Here is a 12677-nt window from a genome sequence, read left to right as displayed (position 1 = left end):
TTAAATAATTTGATGTTTTACATTGTTTTCTTTTTCAGAGAATTTAATCAGGCAGAAAACCGCATAGTTCAGCATATCAAAATAATTAGCATCCAGACCTTCTGATACGATGGTAACGCCTTGATTGTCTTCTATTTGTTTGGTTCTTAAAACTTTCTGGTAAATAAGATCAGTAATCGATGAAATTCTCATATCTCTCCAGGCTTCGCCGTAATCGTGGTTTTTTCTTTCCATCAAAGCTTTGGCTTCCTGAGCATATTTGTCGTAAAGGCTTAAAATTTCTGCTTTATCTTCGTTAAAATCATTTGAAAAACCTTTCTCCAACTGAATCAATCCGATGATCGAGTAGTTGACCACGGCAATGAATTCTCCTTCTTCGCTTTCATCGATCATTTTCACATCCGTCATCTGTAATGTTCGGATTCTGTTGACTTTAATATAAATCTGGTCGGTGATCGAGCTCGGTCGCAAAACTCTCCATGCAGCACCATAATCCTGTAATTTCTTAGTGAAAAGATCACGGCACTCATTGATAACTCTTTCGAACTGTATTGAAGTTTTTAGCATAAATTCTCTTAATAGCCCAAATATACGAATTAGGTTTTAGGTAGCAGGAATTAGGTATAGAGTTTTTGATTGTGAAAGTAGGAGAGTTGTTGAGATTTTGTGCAGGAGCGCTGAGTTTATGATTTTGATTATTTTTTTTAAAGCATATTGATTAATGATTATTTTTGCATTGTGAATATCATAACAGATAAAACTCAAAATTCACAATCTTAAAAAGCCATGCTGTCAAATTCTCAAACACTGAAACCTTTTCATTCAATCAATTGTAATGGTCAATTAGTAGATTTATCTGTCCCGAAGATTATGGGAATTCTGAATCTGACACCGGATTCTTTTTCAGATGGCGGCAGGTTTAACAGTGAAAAATATGCGCTTGAGCATGCTGAAAAATTAATCAATGACGGCGCTTCAATCATTGATATAGGTCCTCAATCTACACGACCGAATGCAGAATTTTTGGATAGTGATGAAGAAATCAGGAGGATTGGAAACATCATTTCATCAGTTAAAAAAGAATTTCCTGAAACTCTAATTTCTTTAGATACTTTTTATGCTGAAACGGTGAAATTCGGTTATAATGAAGGAATTGATATTGTGAATGATATTTCAGGCGGACAATTTGATGAGAAGATGTTTGATACTGTTGCTGAAACAAAGCTTCCGTATATTTTAATGCACGTTAATTCTTCTTATAAAACCATGCATGAAAAAATTTCTTATACAGATATTACATTATCTTTGAATCAGTATTTTTCTAAAAAAACGGACGAATTATTAAAAAAAGGCATCAAAGATATTATTCTTGATCCGGGTTTTGGTTTTGGAAAAACAGTGGAAGATCAGATAAAAATGATTGATGAAGCTGAGTTTTTTGATTTTGGAAATTTTCCTTTACTGATCGGGATTTCGAGGAAATCTTTTATTTATAAACCTTTGGGGAAATCTGCTTTGGATATTAATGAAGAAACGCAAAAACTTCACATGAAAGCTTTAAAGCAAGGAGCGAAAATTTTGCGTGTGCATGATGTGGCTGAAGCCAAGAAAACGATTGATGATTTTTTAAATAATTGGTAATAATTGTTTTAACCGATATATTTTTAGCTGTCAATCCTACATTAAGTTTGTCATTCCGGAGGAATCTAAACTGTCCGATCAGAGCTTGGGAGATTCCTCCGGAATGACAAAACTGTGTTAGAGTTCTTCTAAAGGATAAGATTTTATTACACTCCATCTCAATGTAAAAGGAATCTAAACTGTCTAATCAGAGCTTAGTAGAGATGCCTCCGGAATGACAAAGACTGTGTAGATTTCTTATAAAGTGACAAAATTTATTAAACTTCCCTCTTTATTTAAGTCTATTCTAAAATCCTAATAATTTCAGTTTAAACTGAATGGCAAAATTATCTTTGAATTTCGGACTGTTGTAATATCCGACTCTATAGAAAAATCCTAAGTTGAATTGTGACGAAAGGAAATTATTCCATTCCAAGCCTAATTCATTGTACAAATGATCCAGTTTTTCAAATTCAAATTGGTGGAATTCCTTGTTTTTCATATCACCAATTGTTCCTCTGTAAATAAAGTCAAAGCTTGAAACATTTTTCCCGAAACTTTTAAAATACCAAGGAAGTCTATGCGTTAAATAAGCACCTACAAATTTATCATTATAATATTTTCCACCTTCCATTGTTGCGAAACCTAAGTAGGAAGTCAGGTTAAAATTCAGTCCGCCATGACCGTTTCCTAAACCATTCATTGTGAAGTTTTTCCAGATCGGTGCTTCGCCTGTGATGATTCCACCGTAAGCTCTGATTCCGGTGACGCCTAATTTTGTTTTAAAATTATGCACAAATAGTGCATCAAATCTGCTGAAATTAAAATCTCCGTCTAACGTTTTAAATCCCTGTTCATAATTCAAATAGACTTCCGGTAAATTTTGCTCGTAAGTGTATTTTCCGGTCGGAGTCATGATGTTTTTCGAATTGGGAGAGTATTTTAAAGTGATTGTAGATGAAGCCATATCAAATTGGCTTCCTAAGCCTTTGTAATTGTAAGCAAATTTAGATTCTTCCTGAGTTTTTTTTGCTGAGACATTTACCGTTAATCCATTGGTGATATCATTTTCGTAACTTACTTTAAAACCTTCATATCCATAGAAAACGCCATTGTTTAAGGCAACTCCTGAGTTCATGATTTTCATTCTGAAGTTCCATAAATTTTCTGAGAAACGACCTGCAGCCATCACATCATTAAAATATTCCACACGGAAAAACGAATTTTTATTTAGAGTGGTACGAACGTCAACACCGGCTCCATATTTAAAGTCTTTATCATAAATTCCGTAGGCAAAGTATGCATCAGGAGAAATGTATTTGTTGAATTTTTCGTTCAGTTTTGCACCTGCTCCAAAACGAAAATGCTCATATTTATTGTACCCAATGATTTTTGCCAAATCAAAATCTACTATTCCTACTCTTATTTTTCCTTTCAGTAAACCGGTTAAAGCTTTTGCTTTTTGATCCAACTTATATTTGCTGCTCAGACTGTCAATTTTAGAATAAGTCGTTACTTCACGATCAGTAAGGTTTTCAGTACGATATTGATCAATCAATTTTCCGTCAGAGTTTTTCACATCAATTGTGTAGCCTTTAAAATCCTGTGGTTTTTCTTCAATGGGAGTTTTAAAATCGAAATAATCGGCAGTCGCAAAAGCATAGCTTCCAAATTTCTTTTTAGCACTTTTTTCCGCTTCTTTTTCTTCTTTGGTTTTGCTTTTATCAGACTTATCATCTGTATCAAAAGAGGTAGAACCCATTTTCAGTTTGTAGTTTTCTTTTACCAAAAACCATTTGTTTTCAATGGGCTTCCATATGCTTGTAATACTGCCTTCACTTCTGATTTTGCTGTTGCTTTCTATTTTCTTCAGGGCATAGCTTTCTTTGTCGACATAAATATATCCGTTGAATTTTCTGCTGTTCGCTGCTTCTTTGTAACCAACCTGACGAAAACGGATCACATAATTTTGTCTTCCGTCAATTTCTATAGAATCAGTAAGGAAAAAACGATAAAGATTTCTGTTTTCTTCTTTGATTTCTTTCGGAATTACATTTCTGTTGGAACGGAAAGCCATCAGTTCGTAGATAGGTTCCTTTAAACCTGCAATTTTATTATCAAGGATATTGGTTTTCTCACCGTATTTTTTTGAATATAAACTTTGTGAAGCTCTTTCCCACAGAAACATTTTGCTTTTACCGACTAATTTCATCAGGTTGACAGATTCCAGAGAATCTTTTCTTTCCTGAGCTTTCATAGGTTGCTGCGGAAGATTTTTGAGAGAATCGATTCGGTTGGCGATGTAGGCATTGTAAGCTTTGATGCTGTCTTCATCAAAATCCAATGAAATTTTTTCGTAAGATTTAAATGAATAAGAATCTAAGCTTAGCGGCGAATTCTGTTTATAATTATCATTGATTTTTCTAAGAATTTCTAAAGCTCTCGGATCACTTTTGTCCTCCAGAATTACGGTTTGGATATTTTGGGTTTTAGGATCGGCTTTGCTCAAAAAGACTTCCATCACCTTGTCTACAACCACATCGTCTTCATAAAATCCTCTCGCAGAAACTTCTACTTTTTTACATTTTGTTCTGAAGCTGAGAATCCCTGAAGCGTCGGTTTTCCCTATGGCTTTATCGTTGCAAAGAATGGTTGCATTAGGAATTGCAGCCTGATCAGCAGAATTTTTAACAATAATTTTCGACTGTGAAAAAATGCTGATGCATCCGAAAGACAACAGCAGGATATAAATTTTGTTCATAAAGGATTTCTAACAATTAAATTTGATCAATTTGTTGATTTTACATTTTCCTATTTCAGGAATTTGAAAATCGTGTAAATCAAATCAGCTATGGCAAATAAAGTGCCGCAGATGTTAAAAATTCTTAATATAATTTATTTATCAGTTAAGATGAGCTTGTTTTTCTGCAAATTCTTTAGAGAATTTTATTCTGTCTTCTTCCAGTTTTTCCTGATTACCGGGTAAAATATAATTAAAGAGAATTTTGTTTTCGTTGTCCAGAAAAATCATTTCTTTTTCTTCGCCATCGATCATCTGTGAGAAAATCGACCACATTGAGGTATCTTTTAATCTTAGCAATTCAAAAAACTGTTCTGCTTTTATTTCTATTTTTTTCATTGATTTATTTTAATTACTTATTAATCATTACCGATCACTCATATTAAAACTCCAAGAGTTTTAACTTAAACTGAAAGGCAAAATTCTGTTTAAAACTGTATGTTGTATAATATCCCACTCTGTAAAAAACACCCAAATTGAAGTACGAAGAAAGGAAATTATTCCATTCCAATCCAACTTCCTGATACAAATGATCTAATTTTCTGAATCTGAAATCATGATATTCAGGGTGTTTCATATCACCGATTGTTCCTCTCAATACAAAATCTAAACTCGAAACATTCTGTCCGATACTTTTAAAATACCACGGAAGTTTGTGAGTAAAATAATATGCAACAAATTTATCATTATAAAATTTTCCGCCTTCCAAAGTTGCAAATCCTAAATAGGAAGTAAGGTTAAAATTAATATCCCGGCTCGGCGACGCCAAACCGTTCATCGTGAAGTGTTTCCAGATTGGTGCTTCACCCAGAACCAATCCGCCGTATAATCTCACTCCTGTTGTTCCTAATCTTGTTTTGAAATTCTGTACATATAAGGCATCAAAACGGGTATAATTAAAATCTCCGCCCAGTGTTTTAAAACTTTGTTCAAAATTAAAATACAATTCGGGATATTTCTGATCGATCAGCGATTTTCCCTGTGGAGTCATGATATTGGCAGAGTTTGGAGAATATTTCAACGTTACCAGTGTGTTGAAATTTTCGAAAGTTGCCCCGCTGTTTCTGAAATTATAATCGAATTTTGCCTCTTCAGTATTTCTTCGTGCGGCAAAAGCTAACGTCAGACCGTTGGTTACATCATTTAGATAAGATACAGAAGCACCTTCATAACGGTAGTATTTATCATTGTTGATATTGTTTCCATAGTTCATCATCCGCATTCTGAATGTCCAGAGTCTGCGGTAAAATTCGCCGGAAGAGTTGACATCATCGTAATATTCAATCCGGAAAAATGAATTCTTATCCAAAGTCGTTTTAATATCCAGCCCAATTCCGTATTTAAATTTTTCGTCACCCAAACCATATGCAAAATAATAATCCGGTGAAAAATATGGATTAAAATTTTCATTGAGTTTCCCTTTTAAACCCAGTCTGAAACCTTCGTATAAGTTGTAATTGATGATTTCTCCAATATCAAAATCAAAACTTCCGGATCGTACCTGTCCGTTAATTAAGCCTGTTAAAATTCTTGCTTTACGGTCGATATTGTATTTTTTTCCTAAACTGTCGATGACGGAATAGGTATTTTTTTCTCTTTCAGATAAAGGCTCGGTCCGGTATTTTTGTAAAGTTTTTCCGTCTGCATTTTTTACTGTGAAAGTGTATCCCTTAAAATCTTTAGGATCTTCTTCGGTTGGTGATTCGTAGTCAAAATATTTTGAACTCAGATAGGCATAAGTCCCGAAACTTTTTTTGTGCTTTTTTGAGTAGCTTTCTTCATTTTCAACAGTTTTTTCAGGATTATTCATCTTCATTCGGCTCATTCTCAATTTTACGCTTTCTTCAGCAAGAAACCATTTATTATTAAATAAAATCCAGGTACTTGAAATATTTCCTTCGTTTTTATCTTTGCTGATGCTTTCTATTTTTTTTATACCGAATGTTGCCTTGTCTATATAAAGATATCCGCTGAATTTTCTCCTTTTAACCGACTTTTTATAACTTACTTCACGAAAACGGATAACATAGTTTTCTCTTCCGTCAATTTCAATCGAGTCGGTAAGATAAAATCTGTATAAACCACGGTTTTCCTGCCTGATCTGATCCGGAATTTTATCTCTGTTTCCCTGTAAAGCGATCAGTTCATAAATCGGTTGTTTCAGTCCGGAAATGCGGTTGTCGAGAATATTGACTTTTTCGCCGAGTTTTTTAGAATACAGAAATTCCTGGGCTCTTTCCCAAAGAAACAATTTGCTTTTAGAGAAAATCTTCCTTGCAGAGACATCATTGATGGAATCTTTTGTTTTTTGCTTTTTAAATAAATTAAAATTGCTGTTAAAAACTTCGTTGTATGCAGAAATACTGTCCTGATCGATGTCTAAAGAAATTTTTTCGTAAGATTTATAGGTATAAGAATCTAAACTTTTTGGCGAGTTGCTTTTAAAAAGCTGATCGACTTTTCTCAGGATTTCCAAAGCTTTGGGATCACTTTTGTCTTCCAGAATAACGGTTTCGATGGACTGTGTTTTTGATGAAGTATTGATAAGAGTGACAGTCATCTCATCTTCTACCAAAGCACTTTCTTTAAAATAATTCTCTGCGGTAATCTGAATACTTTTGCATTTGGATTTAAATTCTAAAAATCCGTTGCCATCTGTTTTCCCGATAATTTTGTTGTTGCAGGAAATTTTTGCGTCTGCAATAGGTGTTCCTTTGATTTCATTAATTACTGTAAGCTTTGATTGTGAATAACCAAAAAAGAAAGCCCACAGAAACAGAACAATAAGAACCCTTTTCATAACAAATTTGTCGGTCAAAATTACTGATATTTCTTCTTTCAGGAAAGTTTTTCAGGGATCAATTTTTTAAAGATAATGCATGAAAAACTCCGGAAAAATTTAATTTCCGGAGTTGATTTTTATTTTTAAGAAAAAGAAATGATATTATTTCAAATCGCTTTCGGTAATCACAATTTCTTTAATGACTTTCCCTTTAGAATCGGTGTAAACATATTTTAAATTATTGACACCTAAAACTGCAGTCTGTTTGAAAATCTGTTGAATTTGCGGAGTCTTGATCATTTCGTCTTTCATCAATTTATCTGCACCTTCAACGTTCAGCATTTTAATGTAGCTGTCCGGAACTTCATTGGTATAAACAAGATTTTTATCTTTATCAGCTGTGATGCTTACAATTTTTGTTCCTGTAGTCTGATCAACCATCGGAAGATTTTTGTTGAATGTTTCAAGGATTTGATTAAGCTGATCGCTGTTTGGTTTTTCTCCTTCTGCGATCGATTTAAAATCCACAGATTTATTAAGGTTATTCTTGTCGATTGTTTTATCGACGATCACTTTTGAATCTGCGCTGTAAACTTTCAGATTAAATTTAACTCCGCTTTCAAAAAGTTCTTTTCCTATTTTTTCACTTTTAATTGCCTGAGCAATCAGATCGGGAAGAGATTTGCTGACCAGTTCGCTTTCAAGATTGTCACTCTGATAGTTTGTATTGACATCAATATTGACCTGATCTGCATTTGTGGAGCTCGCTTTTGTTGATTTGATCATCTGATTCATCATCATGGATGATGAATTGTTGTACATCCTGACAAAATCCTGAATTTTGTCTTCTTTCGTTTGACACGCCATAAGCATCAACGAAGCAAAAATAATTGTGAATAGTTTTTTCATAAATAATATTTAAGAAAAGATACTAACAAAACAGAAACCATTTCACTTCTGTTTAACATTTTTATAAATATTTTCAATTAGCTATAACTCACTTTCTAACACTATGCTTGTTATCCGTAGGAATCTAAACTATTTCATGAGCAGTGTACTGAGATTTCTCCTGAATGACAAAACGACTGGTGAATTTTAGCGTTATGATTGAAAATTGATACCAAAAACAATCTATGACAATGAAAATTTTTTTTAATTCAAAACACTAAATCTCAATTTAATCCCAAAGTTATCCTTGAATTGCGACGTCTGATAATGTCCCAATCTGTAAGAAAATCCAACCCCGAAACTTCTGCCCAAAAATCGATTCCAGATCAACCCGACTTCCTGATAATAATGATCGAGCACCTGAAAATCAAACTGATGATCGCCTCTGTTTTTAAAATCACCGATTGCAGATTGATATTCCAGTTCGATATTTGAATATCTCGAACCAATCGTTTTAAATCTGAACGGTAAGTTTTGTGAAACCTTAAAGGCTACAAATTTATCGGCAAAGAAAGTTCCCGAAGGCATTGTTGCAAAAGCCAGATTATTCGGAGTGTTGATATTTGAATACCAATGATCCGGATTTCTGTCGTTCTGACCGGCAATCTCAAAGTTCTTCCAAATTGGTGCGGTTCCGGAAGAAATTCCACCAAAAAGTTTCAGACTGGTGATCCCCAGTTTTGATCTGAACTGATGAATGATCAATGCATCGGCTCTATAATAATCTAAATCTCCGCCTAATGCATCAATTCCTTTTTCGAAATTCATATAAATCTGTGGAAAACCTTTCTCATAAGTATATTTTCCGCTTGGCGTCATGATATTTTTATCGTTTGGTGAAAATTTTAGAGATAGAGTAGTGCTTACATTGTCAAAACGGTTCCCTAAATTTTTGTACTGATAATTAAAAAGTGCTTCCTGTTTCTCTTTATTCACGGCGATTTTCATGCTTAATGAGTTGGAAATATCATATAAGAATGACGCTCCCCATTTTTGATTTTTATAAAAATTGGCATTGTGCAGATCTAAATTCAGGTCATTCACTTTCATCATCATATCCCACATGTTATTGCTGAATCTTCCTGCTGCAAAGACATCATCCACATAATCGATCCTGAAAACCGAAGTTCTTCTGGAAGACAATTTCATGTCAAGACCCAAACCGTATTTCCAGGTGTGATCTTTAAATCCGTAACCGAAATAACCGTCCGGAGAAAATGTTTTGTTGAATTTCTCATTTAATTTCACCCCGGCTCCCAAACGCAAACCCTGATATTTATCGTAGCTGAAAAATTTAGTCAGGTCAAAATCTATCATTTTGTAACGCAGATTTCCTCGCATCAATTGGGTCAGAAAACTCAGTTTCTTTTCAAAATCATGTTTCTGTACAAAGCTGTCGATCTTCACATACGTTGCGCTTTCTCTTGCGGTCAGGCTGTCGGTTCTGTATTGCTGAAGCAGACTGCCGTCAGCATTTTTCACCTCCAGAGAATAGCCTTTAAATTCAGATGCTTTCTGCGCTTCATTCAGTTGGAAATCGAAGAAACGGTTTTTCACATACAGATAATTTCCGAAAGTTTTTTGGTTGTATTTTTTTCGGTCGCTCAGTTTTTCGCCTTTCTTTAAAGTATCCGTTTTTATGCTGTCTTTTTTTGAAGTATTAAATGTCTGGTCGCCCATTTTCAGCTTGATGTCTTCATAATCAAGAAACCATTTTCCATCAATCGGTTTCCAGACAGAGACAATGTCGGCTTCGCTTTTCTTTCTACTGGCACTTTCAAACTTTTTCAGCGCATATGTTTCGGAATCCACATAGATTTTTCCGTTAAACTTTCTCGGATTCTGCTTTTTCTTGTCGGTGATTTCCTTGAATTTGATGACATAAGTTTTTCTGCCGTCTAATTGCAAAGTATCCGACAGATAATAATTAAAAAGCTTTCTGTTTTCCGGTCTCAACTGTCTTGGAGTTCTGTCTAGATGAGAAAGATTAATCGCCACAGCCTCATAAATCGGATTTTTAAAACCCGACATTCTGTTGTCGATGATGTTGGTTTTCTCGCCGAACTTCTGAGAATATTTATACTCCGTCGCTTTTTCCCAAAGAAACATCTGACTTTCCTGGGTAGCGTCGAGCAGATCTTCGCCGATCAGAGAATCCTTCTTTTCGCTTTCTTTTTGCTTAAATTCTGATTTATCAACCTTCGAAAGAGAATCTTTTCTCGTTTCGAGGAAATTTTTAAAAGTATCAATTGAATCTTTATCGACATCAATCGAAAATTTCGAGTACGATTTGAAATTGTAAGTATCTAAAGATTTGGGCGAGTTTTCTTTTTCTCTTTTATTCACTTCATCCAGAATTCTAAGTGCACGCGGATCACTTTTATCGGTGATCACCACTTTATCAATATTGCTCTGTTTTTCAGACAGCGGCTGCATCGCCACTTCCATTGCTTTTTTAACGTCAACAGTGACATCTTCAAAATTACTTGCGAGAATTTCAACTTTCTTACATTTTGTTTTAAAAGATAAGACGCCGTCAAAATTGGTTTTTCCCAAAAGATTATCGTCGCAGTAAACGGCTGCATCACGAATCGGTTTTTTATCGGTTTTACTGAAAACTTTCACTGAAGTCTGCCCGAAACAGAACACCACAAAAAATAAAAAGAGCGGAGATAGAAGTTTGGTCATCGAGTTTTTTATTAATAAGACAAAACTATTGATAAGAAGGTTACAAAACCATAACGGAAAATATAATCTTTTGTTAAAAATAATAGTTGGCTGTATTTGCTTTATAGAAAGCTGATTATTGGGTTTTTCAATTCTCGTGATGAGGATTAATGGGATTTATTTAAGAGATTTTAAGGCTTGTCTTTAAAACAAAAACTTCTCGATACGAGTTTCTACAAAACTCTACTCGAAGTGACGACTCCGTTTACACGAAACAAGATACGCCCCGTTAATCGAACTTCGTCGCAGACAGTTCTATAGCATTCAGCAATTCAAAAAGTTGTACAGCATTATCAAAGGAAGGTGCTTCTCGGGTATTGTTTTTAATGTCGCCTGCGAGCAACTTATAGATTCGGGCAACATTTCCTACTATTGGATCTTCAGGAAAATTATTCATAATCTCCGCAGGGACTTTCATTAATTGGAGTTCTTTCTCAATTCCTTTTGCTCCAAAGATGGATAGGGGCATCAGCTGTCCGTGCCCTAAATCACCTCTTACCTGTATGTCGCCTTCTGTTCCGTTAATTTCCCATAATAAATTAGTACCTCGTGAAACGCCACCCCGATAATGTACAGAAATAGCCGCACCATTTTCTAATGTACCGATTACCATAATTTGATCCTCCGCTGTTTTCGATTTTACCTCACCTGTTTCCAATACTTTCACCGTATCGAAATTGCTTATCATTTTGGAACTGAGCTCCAAAAAACTTCCCAATACACTGGTAACACCGGCCAATGTATGTGCCAATGGTATCGTCAGCATTGTAGCGCCGTTTGCTTTATCCGACAAATAAGATAAATCTGCAACGGTCTCCTTCCCCCAATTTCCGCCCGAACCAATCAAGGTTGTAGATAAAACTTTCCCTACATAACCATCCTTAATGATTTGCTTCAAATACAAAATTTCGGGTGCTACCACCATCTGAGTTCCTACAACTGCCACAACATTTTGTTTCGCAGCTATTTCGGCTAAAAGTCTGGTTTCTTCCAAGCCATTCCCCAGTGGATGTTCACAATAGACATGTTTACCTGATTCCAATGCAGCTTTTACCAACTCAAAATGATAGGGCACTTTTACGGTAACGATGACCAGATCTATTTCTGGCGAGTTGATCAGTGCTTCTGCATTTTCAAACGCATAGGGAATTTGGAATGCTTCTGAAGCTCTTTCTGCACTCTGATAGGTCGTATTGGCTACACCAAGAATTTCAAAATCATCTCCCAAAAACTTTAATGCCGGTATATGTGATTTTGATGCCCAATGACTATCGGGATTTAAACCTATAATTCCGACTCTGATACGATTTGTTTTCATTTTTCCTTTTAATTGAATTGCAAATTTACAAGCAAACAATTAGCTTTGTATAGCACACATGCAATTGTATGGTACAAACAAAAATGTAAGTAATGGCAAAAACTAAAGAAACCTCGACAAACAATCAGAATAAAATTTTTATTACCGATTGTAACGTTACCTACGCCGTTCAGTTGGTGGGAGGCAGGTGGAAACTTCCTATTTTATTACAGTTGGAAAAAGAGAAAAAGCGTTTCGGAGAATTAAAAAAAATAATTTCCAATATCACCGAAAGAATGCTCACTCTACAGTTAAGAGAATTGGAAAAAGATGGTTTAGTAATAAGAACGGTCTATGCAGAAGTTCCGCCAAGAGTTGAATATGAATTAACGAAAATTGGAAAGGAACTGATGCCTGTTTGCAAAGAACTGCATCAATGGGGAGCAAAACATAAGATGGCAGTATTTGAAAGTGATAACACTAAAGTAAAATAGTAATTGTTC

General features: G+C 34.8%; 9 protein-coding genes. 2 read left to right on the top strand and 7 right to left on the bottom strand.

The features are described from left to right. Entirely contained in the window at positions 1–567 is a 567-nt protein-coding gene (locus tag AC4FQ5_RS14050; protein WP_491144280.1) for a DUF1599 domain-containing protein, read from the bottom strand. A gap of 219 nt (positions 568–786) precedes the next feature. Between AC4FQ5_RS14050 and folP the strand changes: the two genes are divergently transcribed. Next, positions 787–1641, top strand: a complete 855-nt coding sequence (folP, locus tag AC4FQ5_RS14045) for a dihydropteroate synthase (RefSeq protein WP_491144278.1) — start codon at positions 787–789, stop codon at positions 1639–1641. 286 nt (positions 1642–1927) lie between these two features. Here the strand turns inward: folP and AC4FQ5_RS14040 are convergent, their stop codons facing one another. The 6 genes from AC4FQ5_RS14040 to AC4FQ5_RS14015 all read right to left on the bottom strand — a co-directional run bounded on the left by AC4FQ5_RS14040 (position 1928) and on the right by AC4FQ5_RS14015 (position 12195). Continuing rightward, positions 1928–4381 carry a hypothetical protein gene (locus AC4FQ5_RS14040; RefSeq protein WP_491144276.1) on the bottom strand — a complete coding sequence of 818 codons (2454 nt, stop codon included), beginning with the start codon at positions 4379–4381 and terminating at the stop codon, positions 1928–1930. Between the two features lie 141 nt (positions 4382–4522). Next, positions 4523–4759, bottom strand: coding sequence for a hypothetical protein (locus AC4FQ5_RS14035; RefSeq protein ID WP_491144274.1), 237 nt, complete (start codon positions 4757–4759; stop codon positions 4523–4525). 43 nt (positions 4760–4802) lie between these two features. After that, on the bottom strand, positions 4803–7220 hold the full coding sequence (locus AC4FQ5_RS14030; RefSeq protein WP_491144272.1) for a hypothetical protein: 2418 nt from the start codon (positions 7218–7220) through the stop codon (positions 4803–4805). A 144-nt stretch (positions 7221–7364) separates the two neighbouring features. Beyond that, positions 7365–8111, bottom strand: coding sequence for a hypothetical protein (locus tag AC4FQ5_RS14025; RefSeq protein WP_491144270.1), 747 nt, complete (start codon positions 8109–8111; stop codon positions 7365–7367). 243 nt (positions 8112–8354) lie between these two features. Beyond that, positions 8355–10838 carry a DUF5686 family protein gene (locus tag AC4FQ5_RS14020; RefSeq protein WP_491144269.1) on the bottom strand — a complete coding sequence of 828 codons (2484 nt, stop codon included), beginning with the start codon at positions 10836–10838 and terminating at the stop codon, positions 8355–8357. Positions 10839–11106: 268 nt separating this feature from the next. After that, complete coding sequence (locus tag AC4FQ5_RS14015) at positions 11107–12195, bottom strand: Gfo/Idh/MocA family protein (RefSeq protein WP_491144267.1); 1089 nt, start codon at positions 12193–12195, stop codon at positions 11107–11109. A gap of 92 nt (positions 12196–12287) precedes the next feature. On the opposite strand from AC4FQ5_RS14015, the gene AC4FQ5_RS14010 reads away from it, so the two are divergent. After that, on the top strand, positions 12288–12668 hold the full coding sequence (locus AC4FQ5_RS14010; RefSeq protein WP_491144266.1) for a winged helix-turn-helix transcriptional regulator: 381 nt from the start codon (positions 12288–12290) through the stop codon (positions 12666–12668). The last annotated feature ends 9 nt before the right edge of the window (positions 12669–12677 follow it).

It is taken from the genome of Chryseobacterium sp. DT-167 (assembly GCF_058310155.1).
Note: the sequence above shows the minus strand (reverse complement) of the source record. Positions and strands in the feature narration are given on the sequence as shown.